This window comes from Streptomyces yaizuensis, from assembly GCF_034961445.1.
Lineage (GTDB): Bacteria > Actinomycetota > Actinomycetes > Streptomycetales > Streptomycetaceae > Streptomyces > Streptomyces yaizuensis.
This window is the reverse complement of record NZ_BSBI01000001.1, coordinates 830,409-855,607: the sequence shown is the minus strand read 5'-3', so window position 1 is coordinate 855,607 and position 25,199 is coordinate 830,409. Positions and strand designations below refer to the sequence as shown.

General features: G+C 72.0%; 19 protein-coding genes. 11 read left to right on the top strand and 8 right to left on the bottom strand.

Annotation, left to right across the window (positions count from 1 at the left end; all coding sequences use genetic code 11):
* Position 1: 1 nt before the first annotated feature.
* From SYYSPA8_RS03195 to SYYSPA8_RS03185, 3 genes are read right to left on the bottom strand one after another with little or no spacing between them, the layout of a single operon-like run.
* Positions 2–1,309 carry a hypothetical protein gene (locus tag SYYSPA8_RS03195; protein WP_323445340.1) on the bottom strand — a complete coding sequence of 436 codons (1,308 nt, stop codon included), beginning with the start codon at positions 1,307–1,309 and terminating at the stop codon, positions 2–4.
* Between the two features lie 45 nt (positions 1,310–1,354).
* Positions 1,355–1,726: a hypothetical protein gene (locus tag SYYSPA8_RS03190; RefSeq protein WP_323445339.1), complete on the bottom strand. Its 372-nt coding sequence runs from the start codon at positions 1,724–1,726 to the stop codon at positions 1,355–1,357.
* A 54-nt stretch (positions 1,727–1,780) separates the two neighbouring features.
* The gene (locus SYYSPA8_RS03185; RefSeq protein WP_323445338.1) at positions 1,781–2,722 is read right to left on the bottom strand and encodes a hypothetical protein; all 942 of its coding nucleotides are present in this window, start codon (positions 2,720–2,722) and stop codon (positions 1,781–1,783) included.
* 429 nt (positions 2,723–3,151) lie between these two features.
* Between SYYSPA8_RS03185 and SYYSPA8_RS03180 the strand changes: the two genes are divergently transcribed.
* The 4 genes from SYYSPA8_RS03180 (at position 3,152) to SYYSPA8_RS03160 (ending at position 8,404) form a co-directional block, all read left to right on the top strand.
* Positions 3,152–4,465 carry a hypothetical protein gene (locus SYYSPA8_RS03180; RefSeq protein ID WP_323445337.1) on the top strand — a complete coding sequence of 438 codons (1,314 nt, stop codon included), beginning with the start codon at positions 3,152–3,154 and terminating at the stop codon, positions 4,463–4,465.
* Between the two features lie 591 nt (positions 4,466–5,056).
* Complete coding sequence (locus SYYSPA8_RS03170; RefSeq protein ID WP_323445336.1) at positions 5,057–5,224, top strand: hypothetical protein; 168 nt, start codon at positions 5,057–5,059, stop codon at positions 5,222–5,224.
* A 141-nt stretch (positions 5,225–5,365) separates the two neighbouring features.
* Positions 5,366–7,765 carry a S8 family serine peptidase gene (locus tag SYYSPA8_RS03165; protein WP_323445335.1) on the top strand — a complete coding sequence of 800 codons (2,400 nt, stop codon included), beginning with the start codon at positions 5,366–5,368 and terminating at the stop codon, positions 7,763–7,765.
* 195 nt (positions 7,766–7,960) lie between these two features.
* Complete coding sequence (locus tag SYYSPA8_RS03160) at positions 7,961–8,404, top strand: cupin domain-containing protein (protein WP_323445334.1); 444 nt, start codon at positions 7,961–7,963, stop codon at positions 8,402–8,404.
* Between the two features lie 32 nt (positions 8,405–8,436).
* Here the strand turns inward: SYYSPA8_RS03160 and SYYSPA8_RS03155 are convergent, their stop codons facing one another.
* Together SYYSPA8_RS03155 and SYYSPA8_RS03150 are read right to left on the bottom strand one after the other, a co-directional pair.
* On the bottom strand, positions 8,437–8,892 hold the full coding sequence (locus SYYSPA8_RS03155) for a DUF3291 domain-containing protein (protein WP_323445333.1): 456 nt from the start codon (positions 8,890–8,892) through the stop codon (positions 8,437–8,439).
* Positions 8,893–8,974: 82 nt separating this feature from the next.
* Positions 8,975–9,538: a nitrobindin family protein gene (locus SYYSPA8_RS03150; RefSeq protein WP_323445332.1), complete on the bottom strand. Its 564-nt coding sequence runs from the start codon at positions 9,536–9,538 to the stop codon at positions 8,975–8,977.
* 213 nt (positions 9,539–9,751) lie between these two features.
* Here SYYSPA8_RS03150 and SYYSPA8_RS03145 point away from each other — a divergent pair, with 213 nt between their 5' ends.
* Complete coding sequence (locus SYYSPA8_RS03145) at positions 9,752–10,495, top strand: DJ-1/PfpI family protein (protein WP_323445521.1); 744 nt, start codon at positions 9,752–9,754, stop codon at positions 10,493–10,495.
* A gap of 68 nt (positions 10,496–10,563) precedes the next feature.
* Here SYYSPA8_RS03145 and SYYSPA8_RS03140 read toward each other — a convergent pair whose 3' ends face one another.
* Positions 10,564–11,649 (bottom strand): zinc-binding dehydrogenase, encoded by a 1,086-nt coding sequence (locus tag SYYSPA8_RS03140; RefSeq protein ID WP_323445331.1) that lies wholly within the window; start codon positions 11,647–11,649, stop codon positions 10,564–10,566.
* Between the two features lie 32 nt (positions 11,650–11,681).
* Positions 11,682–13,148: an aldehyde dehydrogenase gene (locus tag SYYSPA8_RS03135; RefSeq protein ID WP_323445330.1), complete on the bottom strand. Its 1,467-nt coding sequence runs from the start codon at positions 13,146–13,148 to the stop codon at positions 11,682–11,684.
* A gap of 352 nt (positions 13,149–13,500) precedes the next feature.
* Between SYYSPA8_RS03135 and SYYSPA8_RS03130 the strand changes: the two genes are divergently transcribed.
* From SYYSPA8_RS03130 to SYYSPA8_RS03105, 6 genes are all read left to right on the top strand, one after another.
* The gene (locus tag SYYSPA8_RS03130; RefSeq protein WP_323445329.1) at positions 13,501–14,658 is read left to right on the top strand and encodes an acyl-CoA dehydrogenase family protein; all 1,158 of its coding nucleotides are present in this window, start codon (positions 13,501–13,503) and stop codon (positions 14,656–14,658) included.
* Positions 14,659–14,803: 145 nt separating this feature from the next.
* Positions 14,804–15,970, top strand: a complete 1,167-nt coding sequence (locus tag SYYSPA8_RS03125; RefSeq protein WP_323445328.1) for a thiolase family protein — start codon at positions 14,804–14,806, stop codon at positions 15,968–15,970.
* Entirely contained in the window at positions 15,967–16,947 is a 981-nt protein-coding gene (locus SYYSPA8_RS03120) for an acyl-CoA thioesterase (protein WP_323445327.1), read from the top strand. The genes SYYSPA8_RS03125 and SYYSPA8_RS03120 overlap by 4 nt, the downstream gene beginning before the upstream one ends.
* A 55-nt stretch (positions 16,948–17,002) precedes the next feature.
* On the top strand, positions 17,003–17,767 hold the full coding sequence (locus SYYSPA8_RS03115; RefSeq protein WP_323445326.1) for a crotonase/enoyl-CoA hydratase family protein: 765 nt from the start codon (positions 17,003–17,005) through the stop codon (positions 17,765–17,767).
* Between the two features lie 120 nt (positions 17,768–17,887).
* Positions 17,888–19,654: a class I adenylate-forming enzyme family protein gene (locus SYYSPA8_RS03110; RefSeq protein ID WP_323445325.1), complete on the top strand. Its 1,767-nt coding sequence runs from the start codon at positions 17,888–17,890 to the stop codon at positions 19,652–19,654.
* 184 nt (positions 19,655–19,838) lie between these two features.
* Positions 19,839–23,207 (top strand): S8 family peptidase, encoded by a 3,369-nt coding sequence (locus tag SYYSPA8_RS03105; protein ID WP_323445324.1) that lies wholly within the window; start codon positions 19,839–19,841, stop codon positions 23,205–23,207.
* A gap of 108 nt (positions 23,208–23,315) precedes the next feature.
* On the opposite strand, the gene SYYSPA8_RS03100 is transcribed toward SYYSPA8_RS03105, so the two are convergent.
* On the bottom strand, positions 23,316–25,184 hold the full coding sequence (locus SYYSPA8_RS03100) for an alkyl/aryl-sulfatase (RefSeq protein WP_323445323.1): 1,869 nt from the start codon (positions 25,182–25,184) through the stop codon (positions 23,316–23,318).
* Between the last annotated feature and the right edge of the window lie 15 nt (positions 25,185–25,199).

The window sequence follows — 25,199 nt, the reverse complement described above, 5'->3', positions numbered from 1 at the left end:
GTCAGGACCGTCCGTCCCCGGGGAGGCCGAAGCCGGCGATGCCGGTGAGGGCCGCGTGCCGCAGGGTTTCGGCGATCGCGTCGCGGAGCAGTTCCTGGACGAACCGCATCGTCCGCAGCCGTTCCCTGGCGATGTCGCCGGCCGGGCCCTGCCAGTCGGCGTCGTCGATGTGGAGGGCGAGGGCGGGCAGGGTGACGGTGGCGTCGCCCCGGTCGGGGCCGACGGTGATCCGGGCGTCGTCCAGGCGGGCGTGGCAGTCGCCCCAGTGGAGGGTGTCGGTCGCCGCCGCCTGTTCCCGCGCCCTGTCCTCGTAGGCCTCCTTGCCGAACTGCCGGTAGCGCTCCCGGTGTTCGGTGGAGAGCGGGAACCACTCGTCGGGTTCGTCCTCGGGGGCCGTGGTGTAGGTGCCGTTGACCAGTCCGATGTAGCGCTGCCGTTCCTCGCGTGTGACGGCGCGGACCTCGCCGGAGTGTTCTTCGACAGCGGTGTAGACCTGCTGATGGGTCATGTGGCTGATCCGCTCGCCGTCGTTGCCGGTGTCCTTGACGGCCGTGGCGAACTGCTGGGCGGCGTCCAGGGCTTCGCCGTACCTGTCCTGGTCCTCGGGGGCGGCTTGGTCCGACTCGAAGGACAGGGCGCTGGTGACATTGACGTACTGGATGAACGCGTGCGCGTTGTAGGTGGTCCCCTGGTCGGGGTCGGTCCAGTCGTTGACGGGGTCCGTGCTGTCGGCCGGTGCCTGGAGATCGGTGGTGGCGTAGGTCTGCTCGGACATGCGCCGGGTGACGCCGTTCCTGCGCCAGTTCTTCCTCAGGGTGCTGGAGGTGTCGAAGATGTCGTAGAAGGTCTCGTTGTTCTTGCCGTAGGTGATGAGCAGCTGCTGTCCGTTCTCGGTCCGCATCAGCTGGTCGCGGTGGGTGTCGGCGCGGTCGCGCCACTTCTGGAGGGTCGCGTCGTCCGGCGGGACGGGCGTGACGGAGGGGCGGCTGATGGCGGGGAGGGTGGGCTGCTGGGCCTCGTCGGAGAGGGGACGCAGGTTGCCGGCGGTGTCGAGGTCGCGGATGTCGTCGGGGCGGGCGTCGAGCGCGTACCGGCCGGTGAGGACGAGTGCCGGGACGCGATAGGTGCCCTCCTGCCCGGGGACGGCCTGCGGCGGCCCCTCGGCCCGGATGCGGAGCGCGCCGAAGCGGATGCTGAGGGAGCCGGTGGGGTATCCGACGGTGCCGGGCATCTCCACGGTGCGGGCGAGGGGGTAGCCGGGGGTGTCCGCGAGATACAGGGCGTCGGCTGCGGGGTACGGGGTGCTCACGTACGTCTCCTGCGGTGAGTCGGACCGGTGGACAGGGAGCGCGGGTCAGGAGACGTCGGCCGTCCCGCTGATCATGAGCATGCCGTCGTGGTCGCCGAGCTGCGGTGCTGCCAGCCGGATCTGGACGGTCGCGCCGCCGACGGGGATGGAGCAGCCGATCGGCGTGTTGAGCGGGATGTCGGGGGTCAGCCCTTCGGTCTTCTCCCTGACGAGGTCCGGGGCCTTTTTGGCGAGGTCGTTGACGAGGCCCGACAGCACGTCGGCGAGGGGCGTCTTCGGGGTGAAGGTGACCTGGTCGAGCTTGACGTCCGTCACCTGCACGGTGAGCGCGGTGTCCGTGATGGCGGTGGCCTGCACCGTGACCACGGGCGGGTCGGGGGTGTAGGAGACGTCGAATTCGATGGGGGCGTCTGCCATGCTGGGGCCTCTCCTGACTGGTCGGTGCGCCGGCGTGACCCGTGGACGGTCGGGTCAGGATTCGTGGCCCGCCTTGGTCAGGGCGCAGCCTCCGCTGCCGTCCGGGGACATGGGGACCAGGTCGAGTTCGACATGCCAGTCGATGTCGACTCCGGCCGACGCGGTGGTCGGGTCGGTGCCGACGGTCACATCGACGGCCTTCCGGAAGGTGGCGTCCCACTTGGCCGAGGCGACGAACTGGATGGTTTTGCTGTCGTTGGCCAGCTGCTTGTCGTCGAACTGCTTGATGGTGGCTGTCAGGAGTGTGGTCAGCAGGCCTGGGCTGATCAGCGTGAACACCTCGTTGTCCGTCGGCCAGTCGGCCGGCTCGGCCGGCTCGGCACGCGCCGCGCGGGCCTGTTGGACCGTGACCGTCGACGCGAGGACCAGGTGCGTGGGGACGACGTCCACCAGGACGAGGTTCAGGGCGACCGTCTGCCCGAAGAGGTTCTGGGCGGGGATCTTCAGCCCGGTGAGCAGGTTCGTTCCCTGCTGGAGGAGGACGGGGACCACGACGTTCTTGATGATGATGCTGGTCGGGCCGGCCGGCAGGTTCTCCAGCCAGACGCCCAGGGGGACGGCGGTGATCCCGCCGCCGTCCACCGTCAGTTGCAGGGCCACCGTGACCTTTCCCGTGACGCGGGGAAGGGCCGTGCCGCCGATGGTGCAGTCCGCCTGGAGCTGCTGGGCGACGACCTGGAGCACTCCGGAGTCCGGGAGGGTGGTGACGCCGTCCGGCTTGATCATCTCGTCCCAGAGTTCCTGGTCGGGCGGGGCCAGGGTCAGGGCGGGGGCGTCCAGGAAGTCCCAGGCGAAGGTGTAGGTGATCCCCTCGATGGGGTCCGGGGTCTCACTGCCCCGGAACGCGTCGCGGTGCCCGTCGTGGGCCGTCAGGAGGCCGGAGTTGATGGCGTCGGTACCGACTCCGACCGCGAGATCGTACGTTGAGTCGCTCACGCCGCCATCCAAAGGCACCCCCGGCGGCCGCACCACAGCTTCCCCTGCGCTGTCGCAAAACGGCGCTCGGGCGGTTTCGATCGCGCCAGTTTGCACTCCGGCGCACCCGGGGCGCGAAGGTCCGGAGCGTACGGGTGGAAATACGACATGACCAGGAGTGACATCCTTCCGTTTCGCCCTGTTCACCACTGGTTCCTCACCATCGAATTCGGTCGCCTTGGCAGGAAACAAAGGCTTGTTATCGGACATGTCGTTTTCCGGGATGTCTGCCTCCGCATCCGCGGGGCCGTTGCCGGATCGGCGGCACCGGTCGATGATGTGAGGCCGCCGACGGCGGAACGGTGTCGCCGGCCGTGCGCTCCGCCGAAGGACCGGGCGGCGCCCGGGCACGGCCCCATGACCATCACCTCGGACAGAGGAAGTGGGAACATGACGTACGACCTTGCGGTCGGAGCCGATGTCAGCATCGTGAACAGGGTGGCGGAGGAGGTCTACGGCCAGCTGTACCCGCAGTACTTCACCGGTTCCCTGCCGTACGACGCCGGGGGCACCCCCACCACGGTGACGTGGGACGTCAGGACCGCGCCCGTCTTCGACCTCACGTCGCCCGCGTACTCCGACGAGGAGCTACGGGCGCACTTCACCCAGGGCGCGGCCGGGCCCTCCGGGGCGGGCCGGAGCGTGCGGTTCACCGAGGACGAGGTGGCGGAGCACGCCGCCGCCCTGGGGGCGTCGCTGGACGGCAGGACCTTCCAGGCCGTCCTGCATCAGGTCCACGTCACCGTCGACACCGGTGACGGTGAGGACCTGGTGCAGGGAGAGGTGACCGTGACGGTGGACATCCAGGCCAGTACGTCCCGGTCGGGCCTGCTCACCCTGAACCCCGTCAAGGCCGTGGCCAGTGACTCGACCGAGGTCCAGAAGGTGATTCTGGACAATGTCGTACTGCCCGCCGTCCTCGACCAGGCCCGTGGGATCCTGTCAGGCATCGAGGTGCCCGCGCCGGACATCCCGCTGCTGAATCTGTCGGCGCCGGTCCCCGTCATCCAGCCGGAGCAGGCCGTGGCCGCCATGAACCTCGTGGAGCACGGCGTTCCGCAGCCGCCCTTCCCGGACGACTGGCCGACGGGCCCGTTCTTCGCCCTGATCGGCACGGACACGGTCCAGCGGATCACCGAGGCGGCCACCGCCTACCTCGAAGGGCAGTCCTTCCCCGCCGGGGACTCGGCGGACTTCGTGGTCGGCACCGGCTACTACCAGGCGACGATCGTCATCGACGAGGTGCGGTGCGAGGTCCTGGACACCGAGGTCCCGACGGTGAGCGTGCAGGCCTCCGTCACCGGCAGCGGAAGCGCGGGCATCAAGTGGCTGTGGGGCGGATCGACCGACGCGTTCTACGATCTGCGGCTGGAGCCCGATCCCACCGTCACGCTCACCCTGTCGATGTCCGGGACCACGCTCACGGCCACGACGGACCGGGTCAGCTCCTTCGACCTGGAGATCTATCCCCACGACGACCTCGTCAGCATCATCGCCTCCTGGGTGGCCGACGCCCTCTCGTCCACCCTCGGCGGGCTCGTCGGCGACGCCTTCCAGGGCATCGCGTTCACCCTGGGCGACCTCCCGGCCGTCACCATCGACGTGGACCCGGTCCGTCTCGCCGTGACACCGACGGATCTCTCCCTCGGCCGCTTCGGCGACGCCCTGTCCCTCCAGGGCGACATCTCCATCGACGGCCGGTAGGACCTGTCCGACGCGGGGGTACGGCGCGGGCCGGCGGCGAAGTCGAGGAACCGCTCGATCCCGCCCGCCGCGTCGCCCGCGGCCAGTGCCTGCTGGAAGCCGGCCGGCACACGGGTGGTCCACGGGTCCCGGACGTCGGGCTCGCCGGTCCCCGCCCCACTGACCACCAGGGCCCGTACCAGCCCGGGGTGTTCCAGCGCGGTGTCGGTGGCGATGCCCCCACCCATCGGCGGGCCGCCCGATTCGCCGTAGTGCCGGATGAATTCGGCACCTCGGTGACCCAGATCACGGCGCACCGACGGCGACCTCCCCGCTTCACAGAAGGAAAGGGGCCGGTCACGGTCCGAAGGCATCGGTGGTACGTGGGAGTCGGCCCACGCCGCTCCCGTTCGCGTCCGGTCCGGGCCGGTCCGGCTTCCCGCGGCACCTGCCGGACAGGTCCCCGGGGAGCTGGAGCGGACAGCCATGCGACCTTCACCGCCGCAATCATGCGGAGGCTTCAACTCCTCTTCCGGCCCTCTTGTGAAGATGATCATCCGTGACCTAGAGTCCGGCGCGATCAGGGAACCCGCATCACACCAGGGGCTTTTCGTGCGCAGAACCGCGCTACCGGTCATCGCCGCCGACCTCCGGCCCACCTGCACCGGGAAGCCGGCCGCCCCGGACGTCCCGCCGGGCGGCCCCGCGCGCCCGGCCGCCGGGGGCGGCACGCACGACCACGGCCCGATCACCGCGTACCTCCTGACGCTCCGCACCTGAGGTGAAGGCCGGGCGGGGAAACGATTCGTCACCCTGACCGTCCCTGACTGTCCCTGTCCCTGACCCTGACCCGTCCCTGCCCGGGCCCGCCCGCGTGTCCTCCTGCGTCCGTGCCCGGGCCCGTCTCTCCCGGGAGCCCCTTTGAACAGACCGATATGGACCACGGTCGTCACGGCGCTGATGACCGTCACCCTCGGCGCGGCGCCGGCCCAGGCCGCCGAGCCGCCGACCGCCCCCGCGCAGGCCCCGTCATCACCGGCTCCGTCATCGGCGGCACCGTCATCACCGGCCCCGTTCGACCCGCCGCTGTACGACAAGACGTCCGGCGGCGGCACCGTCCGCGTCAACGTCGTCACCGGGAACCGCACGGACCTGGCCGGCGCGGCGACCGCCGGGCGGACCCTCCAGTCCTTCGACACCCTGCCGGTCGTCACCCTGAAGGTCGACAGGAGCGGCCTGGACACACTGGCCGCCCAGCCGGGCGTGGTCAGCGTCACCGAGGACATCCCGGTGCCGCCGGCGCTGGACCAGAGCGTCCCGCTCATCGGCGGCGGCACGGCGCACGCGGCGGGCAGGACCGGTACGGGCAGCGCGGTGGCGATCCTGGACACGGGTGTCGCCGCCGGCCATCCGTTCCTGGCCGGCCGGGTCGTCGCCGAGGCGTGTTTCTCGCAGAACGATCCCGACTACTCCGCTTCCAGCCTGTGCCCCGACGGCACCGAGCGGCAGGAGGGCCCCGGCGCCGCCGACCCGTCCACCGCGGCCTGCGCGGCGATCGCCGCCTGCGACCACGGAACCCATGTGGCCGGTGTCGTCGCGGGCCAGGGCACCGGCGTCGCCGGGGCCCCCGCGTCCGGTGTCGCCCCCGGCGCCGACATCATCGCCATGCAGGTCTTCAGCAGGTTCACCTCCGAAACCCGCTGCGGGCTCGGCGCCGCACCGTGTGTGCTCAGCTTCACCAGCTCACAGCTGGCAGCGCTGGAGAAGGTGCTCCAACTCCGGCAGTCGGGCACGCCCGTCGTCGCCGCGAACCTCAGCCTCGGCAGCGGCCAGTACACCACCGCCTGCGACGGCGACCCGCGCAAGCAGGCCATCGACAACCTGCTGACCGCCGGTGTCGCCACCGTGGTCGCGGCCGGGAACAACGGCTACGGTGCCGCCGTCAACGCCCCCGCCTGCATCTCCTCGGCCGTCGCGGTCGGCTCCACCACCATCGGCGACGAGCTGTCCTCCTTCTCCAACCGGGGACAGCTGCTGGACGTCCTCGCCCCCGGCAGCGGCATCGTCTCCTCCGTCCCCGGCGGCGGCTACGCCGCGAAGGACGGCACCTCCATGGCGGCGCCGCACGTGGCCGGCGCCCTCGCGGTACTGCGGCAGGCCCACCCCGGCAGGAGCACCGCGTACCTCCAGTCGCTGCTGAAGACCACCGGCAAGCCCCTCGCCTACCCGGGTGCGGAGACCTCGCGTATCGACATCGGCAAGGCGCTCGGCAGGACCCCGGCCGGCGACTTCGACGGCGACGGCCGCAGTGACATCGCCACCTGGTACGACTACGCCGACGGTCAGGACGGCGTGCACCTGTGGTCCGGTGGCGCGGACGGCAGGCTCCAGGCGCCGGCCCCCGCCTACACGGCCGCCGCCGGCACCTGGGACGCGTCCCGCACCAAGCTGGTCACCGGCGACTTCAACGGCGACCGCCGCGGCGACATCGGTCTCTTCTACGGCTACGCCTCCGGCGAGGTCAAGCTCTTCACCAAGCTGGGCAAGGGGGACGGCACCTTCGCCCCGGCGTCCGTGTCCTGGACCGCGACCGACTGGACCTTCGCGTACATGAACCCCCGTACCGGCGACTTCAACGGCGACGGCCGCAGTGACATCGCCGTCTGGTACGATTACGCCGACGGCAGCGACAAGGTCTTCACCTTCCTCGCCCGCCCGGACGGCGACTTCGCCCACCCCTTCTCCTCCTGGCACCGCGACACGGGCTGGACCTTCGCCAACATGAAGCTGACCAGCGGCGACCACAACGGCGACGGCCGGGACGACCTGGCGGCCATGTACTTCTACAGCACCGGCGAGGTCAAGGTCTTCACCTTCCCCGCGCTGGCGACCGGAGGCTTCGACAACGCCCAGATCACGGGCTACACCAGCACCACCTGGGGTTCGAAGGAGCGGACCAGCACGGTCTCCGGTGACTTCGACGGCGACGGCCGCGACGAGGTCGCCGCCTGGTACGACTACGCCGACGGCACCGACGCCGTGATCACCTTCTCCCCGGACGCGCAGGGCGCACTGGGCGGCCGCACCGTTGCCTGGCAGACCGCCGCCGGCCACTACACCCGCGACAATCTGACGCTGACCAGCGGCGACTTCAACGGGGACGGCCGCGACGACCTCGCCTGCCTGTACGGGTACAGCGATGGCTCGATCAAGATGATCACCTGGCCGGCCAAGCCCACGGGCACCTTCCACGAGCCCCTGCACGGCGCCGGGAAGGCCACCGGCTGGAACTACGGCCATATGCGCGTGTTCACCCCGTAACCCTCCCCCTGCATCACCGTGGCCCCGGAACACCTCCGGGGCCACGGCCGATTCCGCCGGGAGTACATGCGTTGCCACTACAGCAACAACAGTTGCCGCAGTGCGCGCGGTGGGCGCAGCCTGATGTCTCGTCACAGAACGCCGGTGCAGAGCACCGGCACAGACATCGACTTCGCTGGCGAAGGGGGCCACATCATGACCACCCGTGAAGGCACTGGAACGGCATCGGGCACCGGCGGCACGACGCCACCCGGCGACCGCGTCCACCACATCCGCTCCGGTGAGCTGGACGGCTGGACCGCCATCAGCGGTGCCACGGTCGGCTCGAAGGGGCTCTGGATGGGGCTGGTGGAGAACCCGCCGGGGAGCGCGACGGACAACCACCACCACGGTGCGTCGGAGGCGGGGATCTATGTCGTCAGCGGTCACCCCGTGTTCGTCTACCACGACGGCACGCGGGAGGTGCGGATCACCGCGGGTCCCGGCGACTTCCTGCTCGTCCCCCCGTTCGTCCCGCACCGCGAGGAGAACCCCGACCCGGACGAGCCCGTCGTCGTGGTGATCGCACGGACCACGCAGGAGCCGGTCAAGGTCCCGCTGCCCGAGCTGTACCGGCTCACGGAAGGGGAGTCCCGGTAGGGGCTCCCGGCGCCCGGGCCGCCGGGGCGCGTTCACGCTCCCGGCGGCGGGAAGGAGGTGCGCAGGTCGAACGCCTCCGGGGTGGGGCCGTGGGTACGGATGCGCGTGAGTCGCTCCTCGGCCTCGGGGATGGTGGGCCGATGACCCGCCGGGACCCACCACAGGGCGGTCATGGGCTCCTGGACCCGGGCGAAGAACTCGTAGCGCCGGCGGAGCAGTTCACGGTGGGTCCCCTGGTACATGAAGGCCGTCAGCGCATGGGTGTCGCGCCAGACGGACATGTTCACCAGGAGCTGGTCATCGCCGAAGATCCGCTGGTCGGTGGCGTCGTCCCCGTCGTCGTCCTGAAGGCGCCAGACAAAGCCGTCGAAGCCCTCCGCGACCGCGTTGACCGGGGCGAGGTTGTCCGTGAAGTCCTTCATCTCGGCCGCGTCGAGCGGGTACTTGAGCCGGGCTATGTTGATCTGCGCGAGTTCGTACGACGTCATGCCCCTACGGTAATCGGACGACATCACCCTGCCGGGCCGGTCCTCACCGCCGCCGTGCGGACCGGCCCGGCAGGGTCGCGGGTCACCGCGGATGTCCGCCCGCGCGTCGGAGCCGGGCCGACAGATGGTGCTGGAGCGGCAGGCCGACCGCGGCCAGTTCATGGGCGAAGTCGAGTGCGCCGTCGTCGGTGAACGTATAGCGGCGGCGGCTGGCGTCGACCTTCTTGGCGGTCGGGGCGAGGGCCACCTCGTGGGAGGTGAGGTCGACGGTGCCCCCGCCGGCCCGGCCGACGGAGATCTCCGCGATGCCGGTGGGCTGGGTGATCAACGCCTCCACCCGTCCATCGGGCTGGAGCCGCCACCAGCCGGACTCCCGGGCCGCAGGCCGCAGCGGAGCGCCGTCCGCGTCGAGCAGCCAGGCGCGTGCCTCGTACCGCAGGAAGGGGCGCCCGTCGTGGCTGAAGACGACCTCCTGTTCATAGGTGAACGGCTCGGCGATCGTGGGGTACTCGCCCCGGCCCCGGCCCGTCCAGGTGCCCAGCAGCCCGGCCACCGGCGCGAGCAGCGGGTGCGGCTCGGGCGCCTCGTCGGGGCCGAGGGCGTCGGGGTACGGGTACGGGGGCTTGCGGGCGGCGGGGTCGGACACGGGGCGCTCCTCGGTCGGGGGCACAGGGCACGGGGTTGCCCGGGGCGTCAGCAGCTGCCTACCCGATCACCGCGTCTTGATGCGTACGCCACGCCCTCGCGCGCCGCACCCGGTGCCGGGGGTCCTCGTACCCCGGCGGGAACTCCCGTGGCGCGGCGTCCGACTCCTTGAGGAGATCGTTCCCACGCCGGACAGGAGATTCGTATGACGCGCATGAACCGACGGGACGTCCTCCGCGCCTCGACCGCGCTGGGTGCCACGGGCGCCCTCGCGGGCGCGGCCGGCGCCGCCCCGGCCAGGGCGGGGCAGCCGGGCGCGGCGGAGCGGCGGACCGGGCCGCTGCGGGTCCAGGTGGTGATGTTCGACGGGGTGGAGGAACTCGACTTCGCCGCGCCGTACGAGGTCTTCTCCGCCGCGCGGTTCTTCACCCCGCGTCCGGTGGAGGTCCGGTATGTCGCGGTCGGCGGGCCCGGTGGGGTCACCGCCGCCTACGGGACGCGGGTGCGGGGCATCGGCTCCTGGGCGCCGGAGGAGGCCGATGTGCTGGTGGTGCCGGGCGGGGGCTACGCCCGGCGCGACAGCCCCGGCGTTTGGGCCGAGATCGACCGCGGGACGCTGCCGCGGGCCCTGGCGCGGGCGGTGCGCCCGGGGCTCACCATCGGTGCCGTGTGCACCGGGGTGATGCTCTGTTCGGCCGCCGGGCTGACCCGGGGCCGTCCCTGCACCACCCATCACCGGGCCCGGGCGGACCTGGAGCGGCAGGGCGGCGTGCTGAAGAACGCGCGGGTCGTGGACGACGGCGATCTGGTGACGGCCGGAGGCATCACCTCGGGGCTGGAACTCGCGCTCTGGCTCGTCCGTCGCGAACTCGGCGCGGACGCCGCGACCGGGATCGAGACCATGATGGAGTACGAGGCGCGGGGCACGGTCTGGACGCCGGGCCCCGTGGCTCCGTAGAGCCGCCGCGGCCCGCTCCCCCGTTCCCTGTGCCGGGGAGGGAACGGGCGGGGTCCGTACGACGGGGGTCAGGCGATGTCGATGACGGTGCGCAGGGCCTCGCCGGTGTGCATCTGACGGATCGCCTCGTTGATCCCCGTGAGCGGTACATGGTGCGTGATCATCGATTCCAGGTCGATGCGGCCCGCGCGCCACAGGTCGATGATCGTGGCGTAGGTGCGGCGGATGTCGGCGCCGCCGTAGAAGGAGGGCAGGATCGCCTTCTCGTTCAGGACCAGCTCCGCCATGCTGATGTCGGTCATGTCGGTGCGCGAGCCCGCGCCCACCAGGCAGACCGTGCCGCCGAGGCGGGTGGCGTCGTAGGCGGCGCGCAGCGTGCCCGGCCTGCCGACGGCCTCGAAGGCGTAGTCGACGCCGAAGCCGCCGGTGAGGTGTTCGACGGTCGCCTTCAGGTCCTCGGGGGCGACGGCCTGTGACGCGCCGAACTTCAGCGCCCACTCCCGGCGGTTGGGCGTGGGGTCGACCGCGATGATCCGTGCGGCGCCGGCGACCCTGGCGCCCTGGAGGACGCTGATGCCGACGCCGCCGAGGCCGATCACGACGACCGACGAACCGGGCTTCACCTTCGCGGTGTTGAGGGCCGCGCCGATGCCGGTGGTCACGCCGCAGCCGATCAGGGCGGCGATCTCGTACGGCACGTCGTCGGGGACGGGGATCGCCGCGTACGCCGCTATCACGGTCTCCTCGGCGAAGGTCCCGGCGCCCAGCATGCCGGGGACGACGGTGCCGTCGCTGCCGCCGGTGCGGAAGTTGGGGTGGGCGAGGTTGCGGTAGCCGCTGCGGCACAGGTGTCCGTCGCCCGCCGCGCAGGAGGGGCAGGCGTCGCACGGGGGCATCCAGCAGACGATGACGCGGTCGCCGGGCCTGACATGGGTGACGCCCTCGCCGACCTCGACGACCTCGCCCGCGCCTTCGTGGCCGGGGACGAACGGCGCGGGGTGGGCGAGCACCCCGCTCATGGCCGACAGGTCGGAGTGGCACAGTCCGGCCTTGTGCATCCGGACCCGGACCCGGCCGGGGCCGAAGGAGACGGTTTCGGCGTCGACGACGTCCAGGGTGTCGTCACCGGTCTTGTGCAGCACTGCTGCGTGCATCGGGCGCTCCTCGTGGTTCGGTGGTGGGGCTGTCAGGCCCGGGCGGGGGCGGGCAGGTGGATGGTCTTGGTCTCCAGGTACGCGGAGAGGCCTTCTGGGCCGAACTCGCGGCCGATGCCGGAGTTCTTGTAGCCGCCGAACGGGCCGGCGACGTCGAACCGCTGGCAGTTGACGGAGTACGTGCCGGTGCGGATCCGGCGCGCGATCGCGGTGCCGTGTTCGTCGGTGCCCGCCCAGACGGTGCCGGCCAGACCGTACGGGGAGTCGTCGGCGATCCGGACGGCGTCCGCCTCGTCCTGGTAGCGGATGAGGCAGACGACGGGGCCGAAGATCTCCTCCTGGGCGATCCGCATCGCGTTGTCGACGTCCCCGAACAGGGTGGGTTCGACGTACCAGCCGGTGGTGAGGTGCTCGGGGACGCCCCCGCCGGCGAGGAGTGCGGCGCCTTCCTGGCGGCCGATGCGGATGTAGTCGAGGCTGCGCTGCCGCTGCTTCTCGGTGACCAGGGGGCCGATCGCGGTGGCGGGGTCGAAGGGGTCACCGACCTTGAGCGCGGTGACGGCGGCGGTGAGCCTGGCGGCGATCTCGTCGTACCGGCTCGCCGGGGCGAGGATGCGGGTCAGTGCCACGCAGGCCTGGCCGCTGTTGGCGAAGGCGCCCAGGACGAGGTTCGGCAGGGCGGCGTCGAGGTCCGCGTCCTCCAGCAGGATCGCCGCGGACTTGCCGCCGAGTTCCAGGGTGACACGGGTGAGGTTCCCGGCCGCGGCCGCCATGATCTGTTTGCCCGCGCCGACGGAGCCGGTGAAGGCGACCTTGTCGACGCCCGGGTGGGCGACCAGGTAGGCGCTGGTCTCCCGGTCGGCCGGCAGGACGCTGAGCACGCCTTCCGGCAGCCCGGCGCTCTCGCACACCTCGGCCAGCAGATAGGCGTCCAGCGGTGTCTCCGGGGACGGTTTGAGCACGACGGCGCAGCCCGCGAGCAGGGCGGGGGCGAGCTTGCCGGCGATGGTCAGCTGGGGCACGTTCCAGGGGGTGACGGCGGCGACCACGCCGACCGGTTCGCGGCGGACCAGCAGGGGGCCGGTCAGCCCCGGCCGCTCCTCCTCGGTCGTGAGTCCGGCGGCGACGGTCAGGGCGGTGCCGAAGGCGGCGACGGCGCTCAGCGCCTGGGCCCGGACGGAGACGGTGATGGGGCAGCCGTTCTGGAGCGTGACCAGTTCGGCGAGTTCCCGGTGGCGGGCGAGCAGTCCGTCCCTGACGCGGGTGACGACCTCGATGCGCTCGCCGATCGTCATCCGGGGCCATGGGCCGTTGTCGAACGCCTCGCGGGCGGCGGCGACCGCCCGGTCCACGTCCTTCGGTGTCGCGTGCGGGACGCGGCCGACGGGACGCTCGGTCACCGGTGAGATCACCTCGATGGTGTCCCGGCCGGCGGGTTCGGTCCAGCGGCCGCCGATGAAGAGCGTGCGGTGTTCCAGGATGGGGGTGCTGTCGGCCATGTCCGGGGTCCCTCGCTTCGCTGCGCAGGCCAGAAGTGAATGATTGCTCTCCATCGGCATGCGGCGATGCCGTGTCCATCTGGGTGAGTGCTCAGTAAGTTAATTGACGCTAACGCATGTGTCCATAGAGGTCGGCGCCCTTCGACCTGACCGCCGGGAGCACGGCCACCCGTCGGCCCCCTGGCGAACCTCCTGGCGAACCTGCCGGCAAGCCGTGCATCACGCGAAGCACCCCCAGGGCCCTGTTTTTCAGGCGAGAACTACCGCAGAAATCTAGACACCTTGGTTATCTCCGATTAACTTAGGCGCCGTTCGGCGAAAGTGCCGAGCAGGTCAGGAAGGAACCGTGACCGTGCGCCGCAGCGTGTTCACCAAGGACCACGAGGCATTCCGGACGACCCTCCGGGAGTTCATCGCCCAGGAGGTCGTCCCCCACTACCCGGACTGGGAACGGCAGGGCCATGTCCCCCGCGACCTGTACCGCAGACTCGGCGAACTGGGCGTCTTCGGCATCCAGGTGCCCGAGGAGTACGGCGGCGCCGGCGTCACCGACTTCACGTACCAGGCCGTGCTCCGCGAGGAGTGCGGACGGGCAGGGGTCGGGTTCGGCGCCGAACCGGTGCACACCTGCCTCGTCCTGCCCTATCTCCTCGCCTTCGGCAGCGAGGAGCAGAAGCGGCGCTGGCTCCCCGGGTTCCTCACCGGCGAGATCATGACCGCCATCGCCATGACGGAGCCCGGCACCGGATCCGACCTGGCCGGCATCGCGACCCGCGCGCGCCTGTCCGACGACGGCACCCACTACATCCTCAACGGCGCCAAGACCTTCATCACCGGCGGCGCGCAGGCGGACCTGATCCTGGTCGTCTGCCGGACGGCCCCCGCCGACCCCGCCGACCGCCGGGCCGGACTGTCCATCCTGTGCGTGGACACGACGTCCGAGGGCTTCACCGTGGGACGCAGGCTGGAGAAGATCGGACTGCGCGCGCAGGACACCGCCGAGCTGTCCTTCACCGACGTCCGGGTCCCGGTGCGCGACCTCCTCGGCGAGGAGGGCCGGGCCTTCTCCTACCTCACCCACAACCTCGCGGTGGAACGCCTGGGCGCGGCGATCGGCTCCTACGCGTCGGCGGCCGGCGCGATCGGCTTCGCCACCGCCTATGTGAAGGAGCGCCAGGTCTTCGGCAGGCCCGTGGCCGCGTTCCAGAACACCAAGTTCGTCCTCGCCGAGTGCGCGGCCGAGGTCGCCGCCGCGCAGGCGTTCGTGGACCGTGCCCTGGAGGCGCACGCGGCGGGCGAACTGACCCCCGCCGACGCCGCCAGGGCCAAGCTCTTCTGCACCGAGGTCGCGGGCCGCGTCATCGACAAGTGCCTCCAGCTGCACGGCGGCTACGGCTACATGCTGGAGTACCCGATCGCCCGTCTCTACGCCGACACCCGGGTGACCCGGATCTACGCCGGGACCAGCGAGGTCATGAAGACGATCATCGCCAAGGACCTCGGGCTCTGAGCCCGTTCCTCCCGCGCGAACCCGTTCCCTCCCCCGCGAGCCGGTTCTTCCCCCGCGGGCCCGTCCCTCTTCCGGGCCCGTTCCTTCCCTCTGGGCCGGCTCCACTCCCCGAGCCCGTTCTCCCCCGTTCCCCCAGGAGGACCCCATGCGCGACGCAGTGATCGTCGACGCCGTGCGCACCGCCGTCGGCAGGCGCGGCGGCTCGCTCTCCACCCTGCACTCCGCCTCGCTCTCCGCCCGGGTGCTGACGGCCCTGGCGGAGCGCACCGGGCTCGACCCGGCGCTCGTCGACGACGTGATCTGGGGGTGCGCCTCCGGTGTCGGGATGCAGGCCGGCTGCGTCGGCCGCGCCTCGGTACTGGCCGCCGGCTGGCCGGAGTCCGTGCCGGGCCTCACCGTCGACCGCCAGTGCGGATCGTCGCAACAGGCCGTGCACCAGGCCGCCGCCGGTGTGATCTCGGGCCAGTACGACGTCGCCGTGGCCGGCGGCGTGGAGATCATGAGCGCCGTCCCGCTGGGCACCACCCGTCTCGACGGGCGCTGCGGCGAGCCGTTCGGCCCCGATGTCTGGGACCGCTACGACGGCGTCCGCTTCCACCAGGGCCGGGGTGCCCAGCTGATCGCCGACGAGTACGGTCTCACCCGCACCGAGCTGGACCAGCACGGGCTGGACTCGCACGCCCGTGCCGCGCGCGCCGTCGACGAGGGCCGCTTCAGGGGCCAGATCGCACCGGTCACGGTCCCCGGCGAGGACGGCATCACCCGCGTCTTCGACACCGACGAGGGCATCCGCCGCGGCTCCACCCTGACGACGCTGGCGGGGCTGCGGCCCGCGTTCGGCGAGGGCGGCTCGATCACCGCCGGAAACGCCTCCCAGATATCGGACGGGGCCGCCGCCCTGCTCGTGACCACCGGCGAGTTCGCCCGCGCGCGGGGCTGGACCCCGCTGGCCCGGGTGCACACCGCCGTCGTGACCGGCACCGACCCGGTCACCATGCTCAAGGGCCCCATCCCCGCCACCGCCAAGGCGCTGAAGAGGTCCGGCCTCCGGCTCGACGACATCGGCGCGTACGAGATCAACGAGGCGTTCGCGTCGGTCACCCTGGCCTGGCTGAAGGAGACCGGCGCCGACTACGCGCGGATGAACCCGCTCGGCGGCGCGATGGCCATCGGCCATCCCATCGGGGGCTCCGGCGCGCGCATCATGACCACCCTCGTCCACCATATGCGGGACAGCGGTATCCGCTACGGGCTCCAGTCCATGTGCGAGGGCGGCGGCATGGCCAACGCGACCGTCCTCGAACTGCTGTGACGACGGTTCCGGTGCCCGTGCCGCCCGGCGGCGCGCGGGAGCGGGGCACGCGGGAACGGGGCACGCAGGAGCGGGCCGGGCGGGAACGGAGCGAGCGGGAGCGGGGCGCCGGCGCGGACTTCCCCGGATTCCTGAGCCTGGAGCAGCTGGACCGCGACCTGTTCCGCGGCTGGTGCCACGACGGCATCCCCTCGCGCGCCTTCGGCGGCCAGGTCGCCGCCCAGGCACTGACCGCCGCCGGCCGCACGGTCCCCGGCGACCGGGCCGTGCACTCGCTGCACGGCTACTTCCTGCGCGCCGGCGACTCGTCCCGTCCGCTCGTCTACACGGTGGAGCGGATACGGGACGGCGCGTCCTACACGTCGCGCCGGGTGTCCGCGCTCCAGGGCGGGGAGATCGTCTTCACCCTCTCCGCGTCCTTCAAGAGACCGGAGCGGACGGATGACCGCCAGCAGGCCATGCCGCCGACACCCGGCCCCGACAGCCTGCCCGACCTGTACGAGACCTGGGCGAGGAACAATCCGCAGGACTTCGCCCAGGCGGAGTTCCGCAGGGTCCTCGACATGCGCTACGTCCCCGGGCCCCCGGAACCGAACGCCCCCGGTCTGACGGAACAGAAGCTCTGGATGCGCGCGGCACAGCGGCTGCCCGACGATCCGATGCTGCACGCCTGTGCCCTGGCGTACGCCTCCGATCTCTTCCTCGCCCCGTCCACGGTGCTCTCCGAGCAGCTGCCCAGGATGCTGCGCGAGGAGGCCGACGAGCCGTCGTCGGTCTTCCTGACCTCCCTGGACCACGGCATCTGGTACCACCGGCCGTTCCGCGCCGACGAGTGGATGCTGTTCGCGCAGCGCAGCCCCACCGCGGTCGACGGCCGGGGCCTGGCGTTCGCGGACGTCTGGAGCCTCGACGGCAGGCTGATCGCCCATGTGGTGCAGGAGACCGTGGCGCGCCCCGCGCGGACGCGCCGCCGCTGACCCCCTGCCCGCCCCCGCCCTTCCCGCGTCTTTCCCGTTCCCCCGGAGGAACCTCATGCCCGATCTGGTCCTCACCTCCTACGAGGGCGGGGTCGTCGTCGTGACGATCAACCGCCCCGAGGCCCGCAACGCGGTCAACCGGGCGGTGGCGGACGCCGTCGCCGAGGCCGTCGACGAGCTGGACGCCCGCGACGACCTCGCCGTCGGCGTGATCACGGGCGCCGGCGGCACCTTCTGCGCCGGAGCCGATCTCAAGGCCCTGGCCGCCGGGGAACGCTCCGGCATCCCCGGCCGGGGCTTCTGCGGGATCACCGAGACCCCGCCCGCCAAACCGCTGATCGCCGCGGTCGAGGGGTACGCCCTCGGCGGCGGCACCGAACTGGCCCTCGCCTGCGACCTGATCGTCGCCGCCGAGAACGCGTCGTTCGGGCTTCCCGAGACCAGGCGGGGGCTGATCGCCGCGGGCGGCGGCCTCGTACGGCTCCCCCGGCGGATCCCCTACGCCGTGGCGATGCAGTACGCGCTCACCGGCGCCTTCCTGCCCGCCGGACGGGCCCGTGAACTCGGCATGGTCAACGAGCTGACCCCGGAGGGCGGAGCGCTGGCCGGGGCCCTGGCCCTGGCGCGGGAGATCGCGGCCAACGGGCCGCTCGCCGTCCGGGCCAGCAAGCGGATCGTGGCCGAGTCCGCCGACTGGACCGCCGGCGAGGTGTGGGCGCGCAATCGCGCGGCCTGCGAGCCGGTCTTCGCCTCGGCGGACGCCAAGGAGGGCGCGCGTGCCTTCGCCGAGAAGCGCGCACCCCGCTGGAGCGGGCGGTAGCGGCCGCACGCCGCTCAGGCCCGGGGTGCCGACGCCCCCAGGATCCCCCGGCACCCCGGGCGCATCACGGCTGACGTCCCGAGGCAACGCTCGGGCATGACAGGACAAAGGAGTTCCGCCATGACCACCACCTGGCCCCACGGACTGCCACGCTCCCTCGACTACCCCGCCGGCACCGTCGCCGACCTGCTCGCGGGCTCCGCCCATGCCCATCCCGACCGTACGGCGCTGATCGACGGCGAGGTGCGGCTCACCTATGCCGAGCTGTACGAACGGGCCCTGCGCGTCGCCCAGGGGCTGCGCGGGCGGGGCATCGCCCCGGGTGAGGCCGTGGCCGTCCATCTGCCCAACTCCGTCTGGTTCACGGTCGCCTACTACGGGATCCTGCTCGCCGGGGCCGCCGTGGTGCCGGTCAATCCCACCCAGCCGCCGCCGGCCCTGCGGCGGCAGCTCCACGACGCGGGCGCGGTCGCGGTCTTCACCCATCCGCTGTTCGCACAGCGGCTGGCACGGGCCGTCGAGGGCGACACGACGGTCCGCCTCGTCTCCGTCGTCCCGGGGACAGCGGCGGCTCCTGCTCCTGCTCCTGCTCCTGCTCCTGCTCCTGCTCCTGCTCCTGCTCCTGCTCAGGCTTCGGCAGGCGACCCGGTCACCGGCGCCTTCCCGGTCGCCGTGGTCGCGTTCGACACCTTGCTGGAGGCCGACGCGGCACCCGCGACGCCCGTCGGCGGCGACGCCGTCGCCCACCTCGCCTTCACCGGCGGTACGACGGGCGTCCCGAAGGCCGTCCGGGTCCTGCACCGCAACCTGATCACGAATGTGCTCCAGGTGGCGTGCTGGCGCAGCGCGGCCGTCCCGTACGCGGACGAAGGGGGTCGCATCCTGCTGCGTCATGTGCCGCAGGCCCGAACCCCGCACCACATTCCGCTGGGCGGGGCGACGGGGATATCCGTCGCCCCGCTCTTCCACGGCATGGGCATGGTCAGCCAGAGCGTCTTCGTCGCCGCCGCGGGCACCGTGCTGGTGTTCGGCCGCTTCGACGCGGTCGCGTACCTGGACGCCATCGAACGGCTGGGCGTCCACGCCGTCACCGGCTCCCCCGCGCTCTGCCACGCCCTGCTGGCCGTGCCGGGGGTGCGGGAGCGGGACCTGTCGTGCGTACGGGTGGTCAGCAGCGGGGCCGCGCCCATCAGCCCGGCCGCGAGCGCGGAACTCGCCGAGATCTTCCCCCGCGCCGTCGTCAGCGACGGCTACGGGCTGACCGAGGCCACCATGGGCGTCTCCATCAGCCCGCTGGACAGCGGGACGCCCCGGCCGGAGGGGGCCACCGGACTGGTGCTGTTCGACACGGAGGTGGAGATCCGGGAGCCGGACGGCACGACCCCCGTCGCCCCCGGTGGGCGGGGCGAGGTCTGGGTCCGGGGCCCGCAGGTCACCGACGGCTACCACGGTCATCCCGAACTCACGGCGGCACAGTACGCCGACGGCTGGCTGCGCACCGGCGACCTCGGCACGCTCGACGGGGAGGGCTGGCTGTCGCTCGTGGGCCGGGCGAAGGACATGCTGATCTACAAGGGGTACAACGTGTATCCCGGCCCGCTGGAGAACCTGCTGCGGGAGCACCCCGCCGTCGCCCAGGCGTCCGTCGTGGGCCGGCCGCACGGCGAGCACGGGGAGGTACCGGTGGCGTTCGTCTCGGTGAAGGCCGAGGCGGCCCAGACGGACCCGGCGGTCATGGCCGAGGAGCTGCTGGCGTACGTGGCCGGGCGGGTCGCTCCGTACCAGCGGGTGCGGGAGGTGGTCCTCGTGGACGAGCTGCCGCTCTCGGCGACGGGGAAGATCCTCAAGACCGAGCTGCGGAGGCGGGTGTCCGAGTCCTGCTCCTGACGGGGCCGCGCGGCACACCCGGAGACGCAGGCTCAACGGGCGCTGGATGAGCATTATTCGGACATCTCTGGATCGTGCGACAACGCAGCTCCGCAGTGATCACTCTTTCCCCCCGGAAGAGGGGAGGCGGGGTCCTCTTCCCGGCGATACGCCGACCGGACCCGCTGAACATGGGGGAAAGAGCTTGTTCACCACCACACGTCACGGCCGGGGGGCCGTGACCGTCACCACGGCCCTCGCGGCGGCGGCCCTCGTCGCCGGGCTGACCGGTACGACCACCTTCGCGAACACCACCGGACCCGGCGGCGACGGCCCGACCACCGTCGCCGCCGCGACCGCGCGGGGCGGCACCGCCACCGCCGGACCGCACTGGGTCACCCTGATCACGGGTGACCGCGTCGCCGTCGACGCCCGGGGCAGAGTCGTCTCCGTCGACCCGGCCAGGGGCCGCGAGAAGATACCCGTCCGCTCCTCCACCGAGAACGGCCGCGCCTTCGTCGTCCCCGCCGACGCCGAACAGCTGATCGCCCGGGGCACGCTGGACCGCCGTCTCTTCGACGTCACCGGGCTGAGTACGCCCGAGAGCCGCCGCGCGTACCGCAAGGGCCTGAAGGTCATCGTCACCTACGAGGGCGGCGACGGCCCCGCCGCCCGCAGGAGCGCCCGCGGTGACGCGGAGGTCCGCCGCACCCTGCCCTCGCTCAACGCCGACGCCCTGACGATCCCCGAGCGGGACGCGGGCGCGCTGTGGGACAGCCTGACCCGATCCGGCGCCGGGGGCGCGCGGAGCACCCGTACCGTCTTTGGTGTCGCCAAGGTCTGGCTGGACGCGGTCCGCACCACGCAGCTCGACAGGTCCGTGGCCCAGGTCGGTGCGCCGAAGGTGTGGCAGGCCGGATACGACGGCAGGGGCGTGACCGTCGCGGTCCTCGACACCGGTGTGGACAAGAGCCATGCCGACCTGAAGGGCCAGGTCGTCGGCGAGCGCAACTTCAGCGACTCCCCCGACGCCAGGGACCGCGACGGCCACGGCACCCATGTCGCCTCGACGGTCGCGGGCACCGGAGCGCGCTCGGGCGGGAAGCACAAGGGCGTCGCCCCCGGGGCCAGGATCCTGAGCGCCAAGGTGCTCGACGACGAGAGCCTGGGCGAGGACTCCGGCATCATCGCCGGCATGGACTGGGCGGTGGCCCAGGGCGCCGATGTCATCAACATGAGCCTCGGCGGCCGGGACCAACCCGGTATCGACCCGCTGGAGGCCCACGTCAACAAGTTGTCGAAGGAGACGGACGTCCTCTTCGCCATCGCCGCCGGAAACCACGGACCGGACGCCGGCTCCCTCGGCTCCCCGGGCACCGCGGACGCGGCCCTCACTGTCGGCGCGGTGGACGACACCGGCCGGATGGCCTCCTTCTCCAGCCGTGGTCCACGCGCCGGTGACGGCGCCGTCAAACCGGATGTCACCGCCCCCGGCGTCGCCGTCACCGCGGCCTCCGCGCGCGGCAGTGCCACCGCCGTCCAGGAGGGCGAGAGGCCGGCGGGCTATGTCGGCATCTCCGGCACCTCGATGGCCACGCCGCACGTGGCCGGGGCCGCCGCCCTGCTCAAGCAGCGGCACCCGTCGTGGTCGGGCGAGCGGATCAAGGCCGTGCTCACCGCGTCCGCGAAGGACGGCGGCCACAGCCTGTTCGCGCAGGGCGCCGGGCAGATCGCCGTCGACCGCGCGCTGGAACAGACCGTCGTCTCCGACGGGACGGGCCTCTCCTTCGGTTTCCACTCGTGGCCCCACACCGACGACAAGCCGGTCACCCGGCGGATCACCTACCGCAACCTCGGCACGCAGGACATCACCCTGGACCTGGCCGTCAAGGCTGTCGACCCGAAGGGCAGGCCCTCCCCCGCCGGGCTGTTCGCCCTCGGCGCCGGCCAGGTGACCGTCCCCGCCGGCGGCACCGCCACCGTCCCCCTGACGGCCGACACCCGCATCGGCGGCACCAACGACGGAACCCACACCGCCACCGTCGTCGCGACCGGCGGCGGACAGACCGTCCGTACCACCGCCGCCGTGGAGCGCGAGGTCGAGTCGTACGCCCTGACCCTCAAGCACATCGGCCGCGACGGAAAGCCCGGCAAGGACTTCACCAGCGTCGCCCACCAGCTCGCAGGCCTGGGCGGCGAGACAGTCAAGGTCGCGGAACGCAGGGCCTCGGCGACGCTCCGGCTGCCCAAGGGCGACTACGCCCTGATCTCCGAGCGGTTCTCCCATGTACCGGGCTTCGACAGCCTGATCCAGCCACGGCTGGCGCTGACGAAGAACACCACCGTCACCATCGACGCCCGCCGCGCCAAGCCCGTTTCGATCAAGATCCCCGACCCGAAGGCCAGGAGTACCGGCGGCACGATGACGTACCTCATCGGGAAGGGCGACCGGACCGTCGCCTGGAGGTTCCCCTTCGACCCGTCCCGCGACGACTTCCGGACGGCGCAGCTGGGCCCGGCGCAGCCCACCGGCGTCACGGTGAAGCAGACCTTCCACGGCCAGTGGGAGCGCCGTGCGACCCAGTACAACGCCGTCGTCGGCGGTACGGTCAAGCGGCTCGCCACGGGCGTGAACAAGCGCTTCAAGGCCGCCGACTTCGCGAAGATCTCCGTGCACATGGGGGCCGCCGCCAAGGGCAAGAGCGGGTCCACCACCGTGGTGAGCGGGCTGGACCGCATCAGCCACCGCCCCTGGGACTCCTTCGCCCTGCCCGGCACGCGGACCCACTACGTCGCCACCGACGGGAAGCGCAGCCCCTGGTCCGTGAACGCGGTCCAGGCCACCGCCGGGGACGAGGGCTGGAACGAGACCGAGTTCTCCTCCCCGGCACGGCAGTACGCGGCCGGGGACAGCCACCGGGTGATCATCGGCCGCGCGGTCCACTCCCCGATGATGGACTCGTACGCGGGCGTCTTCCGTCACGAGGACCGCATCCACGTCGACGTGCCGCTCTTCTCCGACGCCGGGAACAACGCCGGTGAGTCCCTGTACGCCTCGGCGAGGACGACGCTCCACAAGGGCGCCGAGCGGATCAGGGAGAGCGCCGAGCCGCTGAGCGGCAGGAACGGCCTCGCCGTCGACCCGGAGGACGCCGAGTACACCCTGGCCACCTCGGTGAAGCGGAACGCGTCCGTCTCCCGGGTCGGGACCCGCGTCGACGCCTCGTGGACCTTCCGCAGCGCCCGCCCGGCCGGTGACGAGGAGACACGTACCCCGCTCTCGGCGGTGCGGTTCGGGGCCCCGGTCGCGATGGACGGCACGGTCCCGGCGGGCCGTACGGTCACCTTCCCGGTCACGGTGCAGGGCCCGGCGGCCGGCCGGGGGCTGAAGTCCCTGGCGGTCTCCGTCTCCTACGACGGCGGCAAGAGCTGGAAGAAGCCGGCCGTCACCCAGGGCAGGGTGACCCTCAAGAACCCGGCCAAGGGGAAGTCGCTCGCGCTGCGCGGCGAGGTCACCGACAAGAAGGGCGGCAAGGCGAGCATCACCGTGTTCGACGCGTACTTCGGCAGGTAGCCGCTCCCGGCTCTGATCCGGTACGCCGGTACGCGCACCGCCCGCCGCGTAGGCATATCCCGTCCCCCCTGCCATGTGAGTCCGTTCACGTGGCAGGGGGGACAGTCGTCACGGCAGGACGACCGGGAAGTTGCGGGCGGGCTTCTCCAGCAGGCCGGTCAGGGTGGTGAGGACGGCGGTGTCGCCCTCCAGAGTGACGGCGCCCGAGCCGATCGCCTCCGGGAAGGAGGTGTGCTGGGCCAGGATCCGGTCGAGCGTGGAGCGGTCCAGACGGAGGGTCAGCTGCGGCGCCTCGTCGTCCGGCGCCCCGCCCCGCAGCGGGGTGAGCACACCGTTGCCGACCAGGAGCGTCCACACCTCGCCGGTGTCGCCGAACTCCCACCGCAGCAGCAGCCGGTGGGCGGCCGCCCGGGGCCCGTCGAGACGGACCGCCATCGACTCGAAGAGCTGCCCCGTGGTGAGCGCCGCGAGCATGTCGACGCTCTCCTTGCCGGGGGCCCCGGTGGGCCGCCGCTCCTGGCCGGCTTCGCGCAGCTCCTTGGCCCCGGTGAGATAGATGTTGCGCCAGGTGCCGTTCTCCTGCGCGAAGCCCAGCTTCTCGTACGTGGCGATCTGGAGCAGGCGGGCGGCCTCGTGCTCCGGTTCGGCGAACAGCACATGGTTGAGCAGTTCGGCGGCCCAGCGCAGGTCGCCGCCCTCGAAGGCCTCACGGGCCGAGGCGACGGTGGCGTCGGCCCCGCCGATGGCGGCGACGTACCGCTGCGCCTGCTCGACGGGCGGGTGCTGCCACAGGTGGGCCGGGTTGCCGTCGTACCAGCCCATGTAGCGCTGGTAGACCGCCTTGACGTTGTGGCTGATGGATCCGTAGTAGCCGCGCACGCTCCAGGAGCGCCCCAGCTCGCCCGGGAAGGACCGGATCTCCTCGGCGATCTCCGGCCCCGTGAGGCCCCGGTTCATCAGCCGGACGGTCTGGTCGTGGAGGTACGCGTACGCGTCGCGCTGGAGGGTGAGCATCCGTATCACCTCGTCCCGACCCCACGTGGGCCAGTTGTGGGAGCCGATCAGTACCTCGGAGGCGCCGAAGAGCTGGATCGACTCGGTGATGTACGACGCCCAGGCGTGGGCGTCGCGGACCTGCGCCCCGCGCAGGGTGAGGACGTTGTGCAGGGAGTGGTTGACGTTCTCGGCGATGAGCAGGACGGCGCGGTCCGGTACGGCGAAGTTCAGCTCCGCCGGTGCCTCCGTGTCGGGCGTCAGCTGGAACACCAGCCGCACACCGTCCAGGACGAGTTCCTGCCCGGTCTCGGTGATGGACACCGTCGGCGGGATCAGGCCCACGGTGCCGGTGGACAGGGCCTGCCCCAGGCCGAAGCCCACGGACGCGTCGGCGCCGACCGGCAGCGAGCGGCCGTACATGTAGACGGCGCGGCGGAACATCGCCGGTCCCGCGAAGATGTTCTCGCTGACGGCGTGGTGCAGGAACGCGTCGGGGGCGACGACGGCGCACTCCCCGGCGTCGACCGCCCGCTGGGTGGTGACCCCGAGGACCCCGCCGAAGTGGTCGCCGTGGCTGTGGGTGTAGATGACGGCCCTGACGGGTCGCTCGCCACGGTTGCGGGCGTACAGCGCGAGGCCCTCGGCGGCGACCTCCCGGGACGTCAGCGGGTCGACGACGACCACACCGCTGTCGCCCTCGATGATCGTCATATTGGAGACGTCGAGACCGCGGACCTGGTAGATCCCGGGGACGACCTCGAAGAGGCCCTGGGCGGTGTTGAGCCGGCTCTGCCGCCACAGGCTCGGATGGACGGTGTCGGGGCACTCGTCCTCGTTCAGGAAGGACCAGCGGTCGTTGTCCCAGACGACACGGCCGGCGTCGTTGCGGACGACGCACGGCTCCAGCCGGTCGATCAGGCCGCGTACGGCGTTGACCTGGTCGGTGGTGTCGTCCCAGTCGAGTTCGGGAGTGGTGGGCATCGCTCCTCGTTCCTC